Source organism: Klebsiella sp. CN_Kp075, from assembly GCF_040065055.2.
Classification (GTDB): domain Bacteria; phylum Pseudomonadota; class Gammaproteobacteria; order Enterobacterales; family Enterobacteriaceae; genus Klebsiella; species Klebsiella aerogenes.
In genome coordinates this window covers 27238-43112 of the sequence record NZ_CM198050.1, presented here as the reverse complement: position 1 = coordinate 43112, position 15875 = coordinate 27238, and the positions used below count along the sequence as shown (strand labels likewise).

The window sequence follows — 15875 nt, the reverse complement described above, 5'->3', positions numbered from 1 at the left end:
CTGTCGGACGAACCATAATGTGACTTATCGCGTTACTTTATAGTTTTAACGAATTAATCAATCATACTGACATAAAGAAACAATATATTAAAAACAAATATTCGCATTAATGTAATTAGCTTAATCTATGAATTGCTATTTTTGCACTGTAATAATTAAGCATGTTATCCTTTTATGGATTCACTACCCTTATCAAGCAACGGAATGCATATTATGCAACACACCTATTTAGCAAAACATATAGATGACGATGGCCTTGCCAGACTCAATGCCGAGACGAGAAGTAATACAGATAAACTCACGCACGCGGGTAAACTCTCCTGTGTAAATGATGATTATTGCGAAATAACTCGTAACTACACATCATTTTATGGCATGAATATTCTGTGCATTGCATTGTTCTTACCAATGGTTATATTGATATTTCTTGGGGTCATTGCGTTTTTATATGAAGCAGCTTTTGATTTTGAATGGTATATTGACTCATTCTGGGCCGACCCAAACAAACAACAAGTGACACTGATTTTACATTTTACAATATTAGTATTATTCGCACTGGCCTTTCCTTTAGCAGCACTGGTAAATTACTCAGTTTTCGCTCCCAGGCATTATCCAATCCGTTTTAATCGCAAAACTGGGAAAGTTTATGTTTATGAGTATATTCTCCATGATTTATTTCATACTCAGCCCTATACATTTTTCTTCCACCATCCTTTCTATAAAAAGACAAAACCTGAATACAAAGAATTTGCCTGGAGCGATATTAAAGGAATTTGTCAGTTTTCGAATAATAACGCGCGACTTAACTGTCATGTATATGAAAACAACAGCATCGTTGACTCCTTTACACTCACTACGGGTGATATGGGAACAGAAACAATGCTGTTGAATAACTATAAACTATGGCTGTGGATCAGTAGCTATATGGATTTCAAAGACGAGATATTAGATATGACCGTCAATCCTAACGTGGGTATTTACGGGCGCAAAGTCGAATGGCCTGAGGTGATACTTAAGAAATCTACGGTGTCATCATTAGATGAATATGAAAAAATCACCGAAACGGTATCATAGTCAATAGGCAAAGGAATGCATATGCTCCCGATCCAGAACCATTATTTAGCAAAGCAAATTACCGACACGGAACTTAAAAACCTTATCGCAGAGACTCCAGGCGATACAAATAAGTTAACGCATGCGGGGAAATTATCCTATGTTAATGATGACTATTGTGAAATCACTCGCAATCACTCTTCATTTTATGGGATGAACATTCTCTATATCATTATGCTATTACCTTTGGTTATTTTATCATGTTTGGGAATCATTATGTTTTTATACTATATGATTTTCGATTTCAAAAGTTACGCGGCTTTTTTTTGGCAAGAGAAAAGTGAACTCCTGCTAACACTCACTATCCATTTTGGCGTCATTATTATATTGACCATAGCTTATTTCTCCTCATTTGCAGTAAATTACTGCTTCTTTTCGCCACGACATTACCCAATTCGTTTTAATCGAAAAACAGGAAAAGTTTATATTTGCGAATACGTTTTTTTTGTACTGATCCAAAGACCGAACCGCAACTATAAAGCCAGAACCCGCTTTCCATTCTATAAACGGACCCGGCCAGAATACAAAGAATTCTCCTGGGATTCTATAAAAGGCTATTATGATTTTTATCAGCAAAGGTCGTGTATTTGCTGCCATGTTTATCAAAATGAAAACATTGCCGACACATTTACGCTTATTTCAGAAAAAACTATTATTGAGTCTGAATATTTTAATAACTATAAACTCTGGGCTTGGGTTAACCACTATATGGATTTCAAAGACGAGATGTTAGATATGACCGTCAATCCTAACGTAGGTATTTACGGGCGCAAAGTCGAATGGCCGGGGGCGATGCTTAAAAAATCTACCGCGTCATCGTTAGAAGAATATGAAAAAATCGCCGACTAATTTAATGCGTTTGCCGCCCAGAAAACCCTATAAAAAAGCCCGGCGCAATGGCCGGGCAAGGTTACCCATTACCTGATGACTCAGGCAGTCTGCAAAACTCGATTCTTTTTCTCGCGGCGAATTTTACGCTCTTCGAAGATAGCCACGATGGCCATCAGGCAGATACAGCCGATGGCGGCGGCGTCCAGCGCCGCAAAGGTGCCGGCCCAGCCGGTCAGGCCGAAGACCGGCGTGCCGTCGGCGATCATCCCGAGCCCCAGTTTGGCGAAGCTATCGCCGATCAGATAGGCGAAGGTGCCCTTGATTCCATCGGCGGCGCCGATCGCTTTTTTCGGCACAAAGCCGACGGCGGCGACGCCAATTAACAGCTGCGGACCAAACACCAGGAAGCCCAGCGCAAACAACGAGGCCAGATAGACGTACTGGTTGCTGGCATGTTGGTAAACCCCGAGAGTGGCGATAATCAACGCCAGCGCGACGCAGGCTACCAGCGCGCGGCGGCCATTGGCCAAGTCCGACAACCAGCCCCACAGTAGCGTGCCAACCAGCGCGCCGACTTCAAACAGGGTAAAGCCCTGAATCGCCACCTCTTTAGACAGCTTCAGCTCCTGGAAGGCATACACGGTGGACCACTGATCGATACCGATACGCACCACGTAGAGGAAGATGTTGGAGAAACACAGCAGCCAGATCACTTTGTTTTTCAGCACGTACTCAACAAAGATCTGCCACTTGGTCATCGCATTTTCTTCAGTCTCTTTGTCCTCTTCGCTGATCGCTTCGCCAAACAGCTCTTCCGCCGTGCCGAGGCCGTAGGATTCCGGAGAGTCGCTACCGTAGCGCAGGCCAATAAAGCCAACGATCAGCGCAATAATCGACGGGAAGATAAACATGCCTATCACATGGCCGTCGAACAGATAGTTGGCGCCAAACAGCGCCACGCCCGCCGCGCCCGCGCCGCCGAGGTTGTGGGAGATATTCCAGAAGCCGAGGAAGGTGCCGCGTTTGCGTCTGGGCGTCCACTTGGTGATGGTGGAATAGCTGCACGAGCCGCCGGTGCTCTGGAAGAAACCGCTCAGCGCATAGAAGGCGATCATCAGGAACAGGCTGGTTGAACCCGCCCCCATGCTGGCGCTAAAGCCCAGCATACAGATAGCGGAGAGGATCAGCATAAACGGCAGGAACTGCTTGGTGTTTTTACCGTCGGCATAATAAGAGACCAGCGTCTTGCCCACGCCGTAGGTAATGGAAAAGCCCAGGCCAATCATCCCCAGTTGCGTCATGCTCAACCCGTAGGTGGAGATCATGTCGTTCTGAGCGATGTTAAAGTTCTTGCGGATCAGATACATGGTCAGGTAGCCGATGAAGACCACCAGGTAGGACTGCATGAAAGGTTTGAACCACATTTTGCGCCGCACGTCGAGCGGCAGATCCAGGGTCGGCTTGCGCACCTGATTCAGAAAGGCCAGCATGGGTATCTCCTGAGCTGATTTTTTATGCCTGCGTCATAACCAGGCATTGTAAAAACCAGCGCGCCGTCTGGCCTGAGACGGCGTCCAGGTGAAACCGGGAAAATTTCTTAGTTTTGCCCCGTTCGCGGCGAAAGGGTGAGCTACATCACGCTTCGCTGGCGGTACGCGGCGCCTGCGCGTTTAAAAACGGCAGCAGCAGCAGCGCGGAAATGCCGGCGGCAATCGCAATCACCACGAAGAATCCGGTCCAGTGCCAGATATCCATCACCTGCGCCAGCGGCCAGCCGGAAAGCGAGGCGCCAAGATAAGCGAACAGGCCGACAAACCCGGTCGCCGCCCCGGCGGCTTCTTTATGCGAACATTCCGCCGCCGCCATGCCGATCAGCATCTGCGGGCCGAAGACGAAGAATCCGGTGGTGAAGAAGCAGGCCGCCTGCATGACATAGCTGGCGAACGGCATCAGCCACAGCCCGCCAACCGACAGCAAAATTCCGGCGGCGAAAATCAGGTTCATCGGCCCGCGATTGCCGTTAAACAGCTTATCCGAGCCCCACCCCGCCACCAGCGCGCCGATAAAACCGCCCAGCTCAAACATGGTCACCGCCGAGTTAGCGGTCACCAGATCGACGCCAAGCGTCTCCGACATATACAGATTGCCCCAGTCGTTAATCGCCGCCCGCACCACGTACACCAGCACATAGCACAGCGATAACAGCCAGATATAGGGATTGGCCAATACGTAGCGGGTCAGGATCTCTTTGCGCGTCAGCCCTGCGCCTTCCTGCTGCTGGGCGATTTCCAGCGCATCGTGACGCCAGTCGCCTACGGCGGGTAACCCCACCGCCTGCGGGCGATCGCGCAGCCGCCAGCACAGATACAGTCCGGCGAGGATCGCCAGACAGCCGGCAATCGTCATCCCCGCACGCCAGCCGTAGTGCAGCGCCGCCGCCCCCACGACCATCGGGATCAGCGCGCCGCCGACGTTATGCGCGGTATTCCACAGCGCCCACCAGCCGCCGCGTTCGGTCCGCGAATACCAGGCCGTCAGCAGCCGGGCGCACACCGGCGAGCCCCAGCCCTGGAAGAAGGCATTCAGCGCCCATAGCAGCGCGAAAGCCCACAGCGAGGTGGAAAAACCGAACAGAATATTCACCACCCCGGTGGCGATGAGTCCCAGCCCCATAAAATAGCGGGCGTCGGAGCGGTCGCTGACGATACCGGAGAAAAATTTCGACAGTCCGTAAGTGATGTAAAACAGCGTGGCCAGCAGGCCGATATCGCTGCGGGTCAGCACATTGCTGGCAAGAATTTCAGGTACTGCGGCATTAAAGCTTTTGCGGGTGAAATAAAATAGCGCGTAACCAAGCCAGATAGTGATCAGAATATGTCGACGCCAGTAACGATAACGCTCGTCCAGCTCGCGTTTATCGCTAATTGGCGCGGCGTCCGGCGGCGCTTTTAAAAAGGCAAACATCGGCGCTCCTTTCAGGCGTAACGCAGCGGTAGATTGACGCACACGCGGGTACCGTGTGTGCAGGAGATAGTTAACGTACCGCCCAGCGCGGTCACGCGTTCACGCATGCCGGTCAGGCCGAACCCCTGCAGATTCGACCCCGGCGGCAGGCCGCAGCCGTCATCCTCCAGCACCAACATCAATCGCCCATCCTGCTGCCAGCCCTGGAGGGTGACGGCGCTGGCGCTGGCGTGCTTGACGATATTATTCAGTCCCTCCTGGCAAACGCGAAACAGCGTCACGCGCTGGTTTTCGCTCAGCCCCGCCTCGTTAATCCGCCATTCGAGATGGCTGACGATACCGCGGTCTTCCAGTTCCATTTCGCGCATCAACGAACGTATCGCCTGTTCAAGCGGCAGATCGTCAAGCTGGCGCGGACGCAGACGACCAAGCAGTCTTCGCACGGAGTCGTAAACCCCCAGCGACAGTTGTTCTATCAACTGACCGCTCTGCCGTACGCTACCGTTGTGTGGCGCCAGACGCTGCACGATCCCCGCCTGGGTGCGAATTGCTGTGATAGTCTGACCAATATCATCGTGGAGCTCGCGCGCCACGTCGCGCCGCACGCTCTCTTCCGTTTCCAGCAGGCGTTCCGCCAGCCGCCGATTACGCGCCAGCTCGTTCTGTAGCGACAGGTTAAGCTCGCGCAATCGCTGGATCCCCGCCCCCAGCAGCAGTCCGGTCAGGCTCTGGGCCAGCAGGGAAAGCAATAAATCAACCGGGTGATCGTGCCAGGTCTGGCTGGCGATCAGCGCGATGGCGTTCATCAGGGTGGCGATCAGCGCCCCCTGCCAGCCGTAGTGCCAGGCGAGAGCGATAATCGGCAGCGCCAGACAAAAAGGGGTAAAGCGGGAGAGTTCGGCGGGCAACCCGAGCTGTAGCCACAGGCTGACGGTAAAGAGCAGCAGGTACCAGATCAGATGCCGGCCGCGCCAGTTAACCGGCTGCGACACCAGCGACGGTCCCAGCGGCCGCCAGACGGTGCTGGTAAGATAGTGCCAGATAACCAGGCACGTCGGCGCCAGCGTCAGGCCGCCGGTCAGCGTCAACAACAGCGCGGTCAATCCTTCGCTCCCTTGTGCCAACCACGGCAGCGATTGCAGCAGCGAGGCGGCGATCAGCGCCCCGCCCTGGCGCAATAATGTCAGCCAGTCGCGCTGATGGCGATAGCGTGAAATCAACGCTACCGGCAGCAGGGTCAGCAGACTTCCGGTCATCAATATTATCGGGTGCGCCAGCGCCACTTCCTGTGCCAGCCAAAAGATAAGCAGCCACTCGGCTCCCAGCAGCACCGGCCAGTAGCCACGCGGGCATTGCAGCATTAGCCCTAAACGCAGGCCAAAGGGAAACAGCAGCACCGCCAGGTCCGCGCGTTCCACCAGATGCAGACTGATGCTCCACAGGCAGAACCAGGCGGCTGAGAAGATAAAGGCGCAGCCGATCACCGACAGCAACCGTGAGACGATGGCCTTCATTGCCAGCTATCGAACATACGGCGCGCCAGCTCAACGTCGTTACTGACGCCCAGTTTTTCCAGCAGGTTGGCGCGGTGAACGTGAACGGTTTTCGGCGACAAGCCGAGCTCGGCGGCGATCTCTTTCACCGCCATGCCCTGCGCCAGCTTTTCCGCCACCTGGCGTTCACGTTTGGTGAGCGGATCCTGGCGCCCTGCAGCCAGCTTCATGGCGATATCCGGCGTGAGATAGCAACCGCCCGCCGCCACCGTGCGGACCGCGGCGATAAGTTCATCCGGACTGCAGCGTTTCGACAGGAAGCCGCGCGCGCCGGCGTTCAGCGCCTGCTCGATCAGCGCCGGGCTATCGTGCACCGACAGCATGATGGTCGCCATCCCCTTCGGCAATTGGCTTAGCAGCTCCAGTCCGGAAATATCCGGCATTGAGATATCGCAGATACAGACCTGTACACCGCGCCCCGGTAGCCCCGCCAGCGCCTCCCGTCCACAGCCGAATTCAGCGACAACCTGAAAATCAGCTTCCAGCCCCAGCAGCTGAGCAAAACCGGAGCGGACAATCAAATGATCGTCAATAAGGGCGATGGTAGTCATGGTGTTTCCTGGTGCCTGAAAGCGCCGGATGGCGGCGTAAACGCCTTATCCGGCCTACGGATTCACTCCCTGTAGGCCGGATAAGCGCAACGCCATCCGGCAAAGGCGCTTACCTTAGCGGTAAGCGCGTAGCTGTTCAAGCCTTGAGCGTTATTCGAAGAACACCGCAATTTTGTTAAACATGGTGGGATCGGACTGGTTACGCGCCACGTTGGTGACATCTTCCAGCTTTTCAATCTGGCTAATCATCTGCCCCAGCCGCTGGTCATCATTTACCAGCAGCCAGATGCGGCTGTGCTCGCTGCCCTGGATCGGCAAGCAGAGAATGCCTTCAACGTTAAACGCGCGGCGGGCAAATAGCCCGCAGACGTGGGTCATGACGCCAGGGTGGTTGCGGACGGTGAGTTCCAGAATGACGTTATCGTGTTGCTTTTGCATGGCTTATTCCCCCACCATCTCAGTATTGGCCGCACCCGGCGGTACCATCGGATACACTTTCTGCTGCGCGTCGATACGCACGTGGATCAACGCCGGACCCGGACGGTCGATAATCGCCTGCAGCGCCGCCTGCGGATCTGCTTCGTTATTTAAATCACAGGTTTGCAGACCAAAACCGGCGGCGATCTGCATAAAGTTAATCATCCCCGGATAGGTCGCGGCGAAGACGCCCTGTTGATAGAACAGGCTCTGCTGCTGATGCACCAGCCCCAGCGCTTCGTTGTTCATCAGGATAATTTTTACATCCAGCTGATTTTCGGCAGCGGTGGCCATCTCCTGAATATTCATCATCAGGCTGCCGTCGCCAGAAAAGCAAATAACCTTACGCTGTGGATTGGCCAGCGCCGCGCCGATGGCCGCCGGCAGGCCGAAGCCCATGGTACCGAGACCGCCAGAAGTCAGCCACTGGCGCGGACGGTTGAGCGGATAGGCCTGCGCCGTCCACATCTGATGCTGGCCAACGTCGGTGGTGATGATCGCCTCATCATCAACGCAGGCGGCCACGGCGTTAATCAGGCCGTAATGGGAGAGCGGATCGCTTTCCTGCGGGATGGCGCAGGGGAATTCTCTTTGTAAATCAGCCACCAGCTGGCGCCACTCATCACGCGGCTGCGCCTCAATCTGCGGAATAAGCTGGGCTAAAACCTCCGCCACGTCGCCCTGAATCGCTACGTGCGGTTGCTTAATTTTGCCAAGCTCCGAGCGGTCGATATCGACGTGAATTATCTTCGCGTTCGGGCAGAACTGCTCGGTCTTGCCAATCGCCCGGTCATCAAAACGCGCGCCTAAAACAATCAGTAAATCAGCCTCTTGCAGAATAAAGTTAGTGCTGCGCGCGCCGTGCATCCCCAGCATGCCCAGCGACAACGGATGTGCCTTCGGCAGCATACCCAGCGCCATTAAGGTCATGGTGGTCGGCAGGTTGGCTTTTTCCGCCAGTTCCCGAATCGGCTGCGGCGCGTTAATCACGCCGCCGCCCAGATACAGTACCGGGCGTTTCGCCGCGTTGATCATTGCCGCCGCTTCACGCACGCTTTCAGGCGCGAATGCCGGGGCCGGGGCGCGCTCGCCTGGCTCCGGCAGCGTTTCCAGTTCAATCGTCGCCGACTGCACATCCTTAGGAATATCTATCCACACCGGGCCCGGTCGCCCGGACTGGGCAATACGGAAGGCGTCGCTCATCACCTGCGGCAGCTCGGCGATGTCGCGCACTAGGTAGTTATGCTTGGTGATGGGGATAGAAATGCCGTAGGTATCGACTTCCTGGAAGGCATCGGTGCCGATCATTGAGGCCGGAACCTGGCCGGTGATGCAGACCAGCGGAATAGAATCGAGGCGGGCATCGGCGATGGCGGTAATCAGGTTGGTGGCGCCAGGGCCGCTACAGGCCATGCAGACCGCGGGTTTACCTTCGGTACGCGCCATCCCCTGAGCGATAAAACCCGCCCCCTGCTCGTGGCGCGCCAGGATGTGGCGGATCTGCGTGCTTTGGCTCAAGGCATCGTAGATGGGCAGGATGGAGCCGCCCGGAATGCCGCTGACCATAGTGATACCCTGGCGTTCCAGTAAATGAACAACCAGCTGCGCGCCGGTAAAGCGCATTGTGTTTGATGTGGTGCCCGAACTTGCCATGCTCCAGTCCTTTTATTCTGGGCCGACTTTACCGGGGGGCTCGCCAACAAAAAACCCCGCTCGGTTTGCGCCGGCGGGGTTTGGAATTCGTGTTGTTCCGGACCCTACGGCGCATTGCCGACGACGACCACCACAGACACGACGACCACCGCGGCAGGCGCGGTTTTTAGTAGGGTCGAAGTCATCATGGCAGCGTTCATTAGGGACCTGTTGTGTCGAAAAATAAGCTGAATTTATACAAACACAGGTTTTGCGTTTTCACAATGGATTTATTTTCATCCACGAGAATTTGCGCGAAAGATCACAATTCGCGACATCAGCGGCAGAAAACAAAAAACCCCGCCGGAGCGAGGTTTTTATCAGCATTTTTACGGGTGGTAGCCGCAAGCACACTGTATTACGTCAACGACAAAAGTATACGCGATCGCTGCAATTCGCGCAATTTAAGGTCGAAATTTCTCTGTCATAGAGTATGGATGGCGGGTGCGAATTTGTCCAAAAAATACTGTTCATACATACAGTATTTATCTATACTGGATGTGTTCACTTTGTGCCATTCGGGGGCCGCAAGTTTGACCGGCGCAACGAAGTCCTGGCTGAAACGGGTGGTGCCGTCAGTGCCTTAACCCCGAGAGAGCACACTGTGTTACGTCAACAATGCGTCGTGTCCGGCCCGTGCGGCCATCACTGCGCAACCCCTGTGAGAACAGGGATAAGCTGGCAACAGGCAGCGGAAAGGTACGTCAGCTTATTGTGCTCCTTAACCACAGGAGACGCGCGTATGGGCGGAATGGATATTATTATTTTAATCCTGAAACTCATGGTTGCTGTGTTGCAACTACTTGATGCAGTCCTGAAACAGTTCCGCTGATTCAGGTTCAAGTCGCACCTGAGGGGGGTGGGCAACCGCCCCCCTGCAGGCGCCCTGCGGGCGTTCCGGGATGACTTGATGGAGGAACCATGCCACCGCTATTAATTGCCGCAACGACGCCGGATGATCCGGGGTTCGTCGCGCTGCGCGCCGAAAGCCTTGAACAGCACTTCAATATGCTGCGTCGGCTGGCGGAAAACTGGCAAAGCGGCAAAAACCGCTTTAACGCCCCTGGTGAAAAGCTGCTGGGCGCGTTCGTCCGTGGCCAGTTAGTTGGGGTCTGCGGTCTGAACGTCGACCCCTTCAGCCAGCAGCCGCGGGCCGGGCGCATTCGCCATCTCTATATTGGCGATAGCCATCGCCGCCAGGGAATTGGCCAGCAGCTGCTGGTCTCGGTCATCACGCATTCCGGCGCCTGGTTCGATTTCCTTAACACCCATGCCCCGGCGCAGGCCTGGCCCTTTTATGAACGCTTTGGTTTCCGCCCGGTATACGATGAGCCTCGGGTTACGCATCGCCTGTTCTGCTCGCTGTAAGCGCGGCTGGTTGGCGCAGCGGGCGCGTGTTACAGTCCGCTGACCTTAACTGCTGAATTTGCCTGCGATGACCATCACCGTATTCTGCATTTTGCTGTTCGCCGCACTGCTGCACGCCAGCTGGAACGCTATCGTCAAAGCCAGCGGCGATAAAATGTACGCGGCGATAAGCGTCAGCGGGTCGGCCTCGCTGATCGCCCTGGTGATGCTCCCCTTCGCGCCGCAGCCGACGCTGGCCAGCGCCCCCTATCTGGTGGCGTCATGTGCATTACAGGTGGTGTATACGGTACTGGTGGCGAAGACCTATCAGGTGTCGGATATGAGCCAGACCTATCCGCTAATGCGCGGCACCGCGCCGCTGCTGGTCGCGGCTATCAGCGTGATATTTCTCGGCGATCGCTTATCGCCGCTGGCCTGGTTGGGTATTGGCGTCATCTGTCTGGCGATTCTGGCAATGGCCTTCAACGGCCGCGTCAGTTCCCGCAAAGGCATCATGCTGGCGCTGATCAACGCCTGTTTTATCGCGGGCTATACGCTGGTGGATGGCACCGGGGTTCGGCTGGCGGGATCGGCGCTCGGCTATACCCTGTGGACCTTTTTTATGAACGGTTGCTGCCTGCTGTGCTGGGCGATGGCGGCACGGCGGCGCGAAGCCAGCCGTTATTTACGCCAGCACTGGAAAAAGGGCATCCTCGGCGGCGTCGGCACCATGGGATCCTACGGCCTGGCGCTATGGGCGATGACTCAGGCGCCGCTGGCGGTGGTCGCCGCGCTGCGTGAAACCTCCATTCTGTTCGGCGCGCTGATCGCATTTATCGTCCTGAAGGAACAAGTGGTAACGCTGCGCATCGTTGCCGCCTGTGGTATTGCCGCTGGAGCAATCCTGCTGCGTCTCTCATAGATTAAAATGGCAACATTAGTTGCCGATCCTGTTTACAAAACCTGCCTGAATTTTCCCCAACAATCGGTGCTATGTAGTTGTTCTGTCATTTTATTGTGGTAGATTCCTCCATCGTTTAAGGGGTGTGCCAGTCACATATTCTTCATTTCTCATTGCTCACGAAGTATTCATCGACATGAAACGGCATAAGAACTTCAATTTGTTGTTGATGCTGGTACTGCTGGTGGCCGTTGGCCAGATGGCGCAGACCATTTATATTCCGGCTATCGCCGACATGGCGGTATCGCTTAACGTCCGTGAAGGGGCGGTACAAAGCGTAATGGCGGCCTACCTCCTGACGTACGGCATTTCGCAGCTGTTCTACGGCCCGCTCTCTGACCGCGTGGGCCGCCGCCCGGTGATCCTCGTCGGGATGTCTATTTTTATGCTGGCGACGCTGGTTGCCATCACCACCCATAGCCTGCCGGTGTTGATCGCCGCCAGCGCCATGCAGGGGATGGGCACCGGCGTCGGCGGCGTCATGGCGCGCACCCTGCCGCGAGACCTGTATGAAGGCGCGCAGCTACGTCACGCCAACAGTTTGTTAAATATGGGGATACTGGTCAGCCCGCTGATTGCGCCGCTGCTCGGCGGCATCCTCGATACCCTGTGGAACTGGCGCGCCTGCTACGCCTTCTTACTGGTGCTGTGCGCGGGCGTGACCTTCAGCATGGCGAAATGGATGCCGGAAACGCGGCCACAAGGCGCGCCGCGGACGAAACTACTGGCCAGTTACAAAACGCTGTTCGGTACCGGCGCCTTTAACTGTTACCTGCTGATGCTGGTGGGCGGGCTGGCCGGAATTGCGGTGTTCGAAGCCTGTTCCGGCGTGCTGATGGGTGCGGTGCTCGGCCTGAGCAGTATGGCGGTCAGTATTCTGTTTATTCTGCCGATCCCGGCGGCGTTCTTCGGCGCGTGGTTCGCTGGCCGTCCGAATAAACGCTTCTCAACGTTGATGTGGCAGTCGGTTATCTGCTGCCTGCTGGCGGGAGTTATGATGTGGTTGCCGGGGCTGTTCGGCGTTATGACCGTCTGGACATTATTGGTGCCTGCGGCGCTGTTCTTCTTCGGCGCGGGTATGTTGTTCCCGCTGGCTACCAGCGGCGCGATGGAGCCATTTCCGTTCCTCGCCGGTACCGCTGGCGCGCTGGTTGGCGGCTTGCAGAATATCGGCTCCGGCGTGCTGGCCTGGCTGTCGGCGATGATGCCGCAAACGGGGCAAAGCAGCCTCGGCCTGCTAATGATGTTAATGGGGCTGTTGATTCTGCTGTGCTGGCTGCCGCTGGCCTCGCGCTTTACCAGCCACCAGCAGCCGGTATAAGCGCCGCTGGCGCTCCCCGGATAGCGGCTTACGCCTTATCCGGGCTACCGTTCTGATGAAGGCCCCCGGCGGTGGGTTCCGTAGAACCGTAGCCCTGCTAAGCGTAGCGCAAGCAGGGAAATCCCCCGGATAGCGGCTTACGCCTTATCCGGGCTACCGTTCTGATGAAGGCCCCCGGCGGTGGGTTTCGGAGAACCGTAGCCCTGCTAAGCGTAGCGCAAGCAGGGAAATCCCCGGATAGCGGCTTACGCCTTATCCGGGCTACCGTTCTGATGAAGGCCCCCGGCGGTGGGTTGCGCAGAACCGTAGCCCTGCTAAGCGTAGCGCAAGCTGGGAAATCCCCGGATAGCGGCTTACGCCTTATCCGGGCTACCGTTCTGATGAAGGCCCCCGACGGTGGGTTCCGTAGAACCGTAGCCCTGCTAAGCGTAGCGCAAGCAGGGAAATCCCCCGGATAGCGGCTTACGCCTTATCCGGGCTACCGTTCTGATGAAGGCCCCGGCGGTGGGTTCCGTAGAACCGTAGCCCTGCTAAGCGCAGCGCAAGCAGGGAAATCCCCCGGATAGCGGCTTTTACCCTATGTCAGACTGTGCAGCCATTCGATAAAGGCGTCGATTTTCGGCCACTGACGGCCCGGCAGGGTCGTCACATAGTAGTGCTGGTGACACTTCAGCGTCATGTCGCCGAACGGCGCGATAAGCTCCCCGCTCTCTAACCGCTTCTGCACCAGCCGTTTACGCCCCATCGCTACCCCGACGTCATTCATCGCCGCAATCACCGCTAAATCAGAACGATCGAAGCCGATACCCGACGATTGCGGCAATTCAATTGCAAATTGCTGCGCCCAGCTGAACCACTCATCGGTGCCGGAATCATTGCTCCATGCCTGGCGGTCATGGAGTAACGTGCAGTAGCGCAGATTGCCTGGATTGTGGATTAACTGCTGCTGTTGCGCGTATTTCGGCGTACATACCGGCACGATCGCTTCATCCATCAGAAAATGATGGCTGAGCTGTGTTGACGGCGCGTCATCAAAATAGATTGCCAGATCGATACCCGCGCGCTGTAGATTGACGTTATCGTTGCCGGTGAGCACAGTCAGCGAGATAGACGGATAGCGGCGAGTGAAATCGCCCAACGCCGGTACCAGCCAGCACTGCGCGATCGACGGGCGCGAGTACACCGTCAGCGTGCCGGAGAGCTCCTGATTTTTAATATCCAGAATCTCCTGGTTAAGGCTATCCAGCGAGGATTTCAACGCCCAGAATACCCGCCGCCCCTCGCGGGTCAGCTCCACCCTGCGGTGCGAACGTATAAATAGCTGAATACCCAGCTCTTCTTCCAGCTGGTTGATGCGATGGCTAACGGCGCTCGGCGTCAGCGACAGCTCTTCCGCCGCCAGTGCAAAGGACTCATGGCGAGCCGCGACTTCAAAGGTGTACAGCTTTGACAACTGCCAGCCGTTCAGCAGCCGATTGCCTATCTCTTTCATCACATCCATCACAATTCCTCGCCTTTTCTTTGCCGGTAAGTGTAAAAAAAACGCAGCCGGAGCGCGCCTGAAAGATGAATAAAAGTGACCCAATACACATTTAACGGGCTATTTAAGAACCAAATCACGCTTTTGCATCAATTTGGATCACCTGAAAGGCGATTTTTATCGTTTGTCAGCCTATGTCGCTTTTCTGTTCAATAACCACACGTTATTTACGGCGAGGTGGGGTATGGAATCTCAAATCTGGGTGGTAGGCACGCTATTTATCAGTATCGTGTTAATCGTTTTAACGATCGTCAAACTGAAGTTTCATCCGTTTCTGGCGCTCCTGCTGGCGAGCTTTTTCGTCGGCGCGATGATGGGCATGGGGCCGCTGGATATGGTCAACGCCATTGAGAGCGGTATTGGCGGTACGCTTGGCTTCCTGGCGGCGGTGATCGGTCTCGGTACCATCCTCGGGAAGATGATGGAAGTCTCCGGCGCGGCGGAACGCATCGGCCTGGCGCTACAGCGCTGTCGCTGGTTGTCGGCGGACGTAATTATGGTGCTGGTTGGCCTGATCTGCGGTATTACGCTGTTTGTTGAAGTCGGCGTGGTGCTGCTAATCCCGCTGGCGTTCTCCATTGCCAAAAAAACCAATACCTCGCTGCTGAAGCTGGCCATCCCCCTGTGTACCGCGCTGATGGCGGTGCATTGCGTGGTGCCGCCGCATCCGGCTGCGCTGTTCGTGGCGAATAAACTCGGCGCAGATATCGGTACGGTCATCGTCTATGGCCTGCTGGTGGGCCTGATTGCCTCGCTGGTTGGCGGCCCATTGTTCCTCAAGCTGCTCGGCAACCGCCTGCCGTTTAAACCGGTGCCGACCGAGTTTTCTAACCTTGAAGTACGCGAAGAATCGACGCTGCCCTCGCTCGGCGCTACGCTATTTACCGTGCTGCTACCGATTGGGCTGATGCTGGTGAAAACCGTCGCTGAATTGAACATGACTAAAGGCGGCACGCTGTATATGTTGCTGGAATTTATCGGCAACCCGATCACCGCGATGTTTATTGCCGTTTTTGTCGCTTATTACATTCTCGGTATTCGTCGCCAGATGGGGATGGGCGTCCTGCTGACTCATACTGAAAACGGCTTCGGATCGATTGCTAATATTCTGCTGATTATTGGCGCGGGCGGCGCGTTCAACGCGATTTTGAAATCCAGCGGCCTGGCCGATAGCCTGGCGGTGATCCTCTCGAATCTGCATATGCATCCGATTCTGCTGGCCTGGCTGGTGGCGCTGATCCTTCACGCCGCCGTCGGTTCCGCTACCGTAGCCATGATGGGCGCCACCGCTATCGTCGCCCCGATGCTGCCGCTGTATCCCGGCGTAAGTCCGGAGATCATCGCTATTGCCATCGGTTCCGGCGCCATTGGCTGCACGATCGTAACGGATTCCCTGTTCTGGCTGGTGAAACAATACTGTGGCGCAAGCCTCAGCGAAACGTTCAAGTATTATACGACGGCGACATTTATCGCTTCTTTACTTGCACTCGCCGCCACCTTCCTGCTTTCTTTCATCATCTAAGCG

The 15875-nt window shown here is 55.7% G+C and carries 15 protein-coding genes; 7 read left to right on the top strand and 8 right to left on the bottom strand.

Going from position 1 to position 15875, the window contains the following annotated elements; all coding sequences use genetic code 11:
- The first annotated feature begins 213 nt into the window (after window positions 1-213).
- On the top strand, window positions 214-1074 hold the full coding sequence (locus ABLV78_RS00200; protein WP_052766965.1) for a DUF6708 domain-containing protein: 861 nt from the start codon (window positions 214-216) through the stop codon (window positions 1072-1074).
- A gap of 21 nt (window positions 1075-1095) precedes the next feature.
- Window positions 1096-1962 carry a DUF6708 domain-containing protein gene (locus tag ABLV78_RS00195; RefSeq protein ID WP_052766964.1) on the top strand — a complete coding sequence of 289 codons (867 nt, stop codon included), beginning with the start codon at window positions 1096-1098 and terminating at the stop codon, window positions 1960-1962.
- 80 nt (window positions 1963-2042) lie between these two features.
- Here the strand turns inward: ABLV78_RS00195 and uhpT are convergent, their stop codons facing one another.
- The 7 genes from uhpT to ivbL all read right to left on the bottom strand — a co-directional run bounded on the left by uhpT (window position 2043) and on the right by ivbL (window position 9342).
- Window positions 2043-3434, bottom strand: a complete 1392-nt coding sequence (uhpT, locus tag ABLV78_RS00190) for a hexose-6-phosphate:phosphate antiporter UhpT (protein ID WP_015369067.1) — start codon at window positions 3432-3434, stop codon at window positions 2043-2045.
- 145 nt (window positions 3435-3579) lie between these two features.
- Entirely contained in the window at window positions 3580-4908 is a 1329-nt protein-coding gene (locus ABLV78_RS00185) for an MFS transporter (protein ID WP_047044657.1), read from the bottom strand.
- Window positions 4909-4919: 11 nt separating this feature from the next.
- Window positions 4920-6401, bottom strand: a complete 1482-nt coding sequence (gene uhpB, locus ABLV78_RS00180) for a signal transduction histidine-protein kinase/phosphatase UhpB (RefSeq protein WP_161801903.1) — start codon at window positions 6399-6401, stop codon at window positions 4920-4922.
- A gap of 17 nt (window positions 6402-6418) precedes the next feature.
- Complete coding sequence (gene uhpA, locus ABLV78_RS00175) at window positions 6419-7012, bottom strand: response regulator transcription factor UhpA (protein WP_015369064.1); 594 nt, start codon at window positions 7010-7012, stop codon at window positions 6419-6421.
- 150 nt (window positions 7013-7162) lie between these two features.
- The gene (ilvN, locus tag ABLV78_RS00170) at window positions 7163-7450 is read right to left on the bottom strand and encodes an acetolactate synthase small subunit (RefSeq protein ID WP_016162014.1); all 288 of its coding nucleotides are present in this window, start codon (window positions 7448-7450) and stop codon (window positions 7163-7165) included.
- Between the two features lie 3 nt (window positions 7451-7453).
- Window positions 7454-9142 carry an acetolactate synthase large subunit gene (gene ilvB / locus ABLV78_RS00165; protein WP_047044651.1) on the bottom strand — a complete coding sequence of 563 codons (1689 nt, stop codon included), beginning with the start codon at window positions 9140-9142 and terminating at the stop codon, window positions 7454-7456.
- Between the two features lie 104 nt (window positions 9143-9246).
- A complete protein-coding gene (gene ivbL, locus ABLV78_RS00160; RefSeq protein WP_016162016.1) occupies window positions 9247-9342 on the bottom strand; it encodes an ilvB operon leader peptide IvbL in 96 nt (31 codons plus the stop codon).
- 551 nt (window positions 9343-9893) lie between these two features.
- Between ivbL and tisB the strand changes: the two genes are divergently transcribed.
- From tisB to emrD, 4 genes are all read left to right on the top strand, one after another.
- Window positions 9894-10013 carry a type I toxin-antitoxin system toxin TisB gene (gene tisB, locus ABLV78_RS00155; RefSeq protein ID WP_004145059.1) on the top strand — a complete coding sequence of 40 codons (120 nt, stop codon included), beginning with the start codon at window positions 9894-9896 and terminating at the stop codon, window positions 10011-10013.
- Window positions 10014-10102: 89 nt separating this feature from the next.
- Window positions 10103-10549: a GNAT family N-acetyltransferase gene (locus tag ABLV78_RS00150; RefSeq protein ID WP_047044648.1), complete on the top strand. Its 447-nt coding sequence runs from the start codon at window positions 10103-10105 to the stop codon at window positions 10547-10549.
- Between the two features lie 67 nt (window positions 10550-10616).
- Window positions 10617-11450 (top strand): EamA family transporter, encoded by an 834-nt coding sequence (locus tag ABLV78_RS00145; RefSeq protein WP_047044645.1) that lies wholly within the window; start codon window positions 10617-10619, stop codon window positions 11448-11450.
- 175 nt (window positions 11451-11625) lie between these two features.
- Window positions 11626-12810, top strand: a complete 1185-nt coding sequence (gene emrD / locus ABLV78_RS00140) for a multidrug efflux MFS transporter EmrD (RefSeq protein WP_047044642.1) — start codon at window positions 11626-11628, stop codon at window positions 12808-12810.
- Window positions 12811-13387: 577 nt separating this feature from the next.
- On the opposite strand, the gene dsdC is transcribed toward emrD, so the two are convergent.
- Window positions 13388-14311, bottom strand: a complete 924-nt coding sequence (dsdC, locus tag ABLV78_RS00135) for a DNA-binding transcriptional regulator DsdC (RefSeq protein WP_045395944.1) — start codon at window positions 14309-14311, stop codon at window positions 13388-13390.
- 223 nt (window positions 14312-14534) lie between these two features.
- Here dsdC and dsdX point away from each other — a divergent pair, with 223 nt between their 5' ends.
- A complete protein-coding gene (dsdX, locus tag ABLV78_RS00130; protein WP_047044639.1) occupies window positions 14535-15872 on the top strand; it encodes a D-serine transporter DsdX in 1338 nt (445 codons plus the stop codon).
- Window positions 15873-15875: the final 3 nt, after the last annotated feature.

Bases quoted from the DNA above. Each gene is read 5' to 3' on its own strand.
- ABLV78_RS00200 (WP_052766965.1), top strand. From the start codon at position 214: ATGCAACACACCTATTTAGCAAAACATATAGATGACGATGGCCTTGCC.
- ABLV78_RS00195 (WP_052766964.1), top strand. From the start codon at position 1,096: ATGCTCCCGATCCAGAACCATTATTTAGCAAAGCAAATTACCGACACG.
- uhpT (WP_015369067.1), bottom strand. From the start codon at position 3,434: ATGCTGGCCTTTCTGAATCAGGTGCGCAAGCCGACCCTGGATCTGCCG.
- ABLV78_RS00185 (WP_047044657.1), bottom strand. From the start codon at position 4,908: ATGTTTGCCTTTTTAAAAGCGCCGCCGGACGCCGCGCCAATTAGCGAT.
- uhpA (WP_015369064.1), bottom strand. From the start codon at position 7,012: ATGACTACCATCGCCCTTATTGACGATCATTTGATTGTCCGCTCCGGT.
- ilvN (WP_016162014.1), bottom strand. From the start codon at position 7,450: ATGCAAAAGCAACACGATAACGTCATTCTGGAACTCACCGTCCGCAAC.
- ilvB (WP_047044651.1), bottom strand. From the start codon at position 9,142: ATGGCAAGTTCGGGCACCACATCAAACACAATGCGCTTTACCGGCGCG.
- ivbL (WP_016162016.1), bottom strand. From the start codon at position 9,342: ATGAACGCTGCCATGATGACTTCGACCCTACTAAAAACCGCGCCTGCC.
- ABLV78_RS00150 (WP_047044648.1), top strand. From the start codon at position 10,103: ATGCCACCGCTATTAATTGCCGCAACGACGCCGGATGATCCGGGGTTC.
- ABLV78_RS00145 (WP_047044645.1), top strand. From the start codon at position 10,617: ATGACCATCACCGTATTCTGCATTTTGCTGTTCGCCGCACTGCTGCAC.
- emrD (WP_047044642.1), top strand. From the start codon at position 11,626: ATGAAACGGCATAAGAACTTCAATTTGTTGTTGATGCTGGTACTGCTG.
- dsdC (WP_045395944.1), bottom strand. From the start codon at position 14,311: ATGGATGTGATGAAAGAGATAGGCAATCGGCTGCTGAACGGCTGGCAG.
- dsdX (WP_047044639.1), top strand. From the start codon at position 14,535: ATGGAATCTCAAATCTGGGTGGTAGGCACGCTATTTATCAGTATCGTG.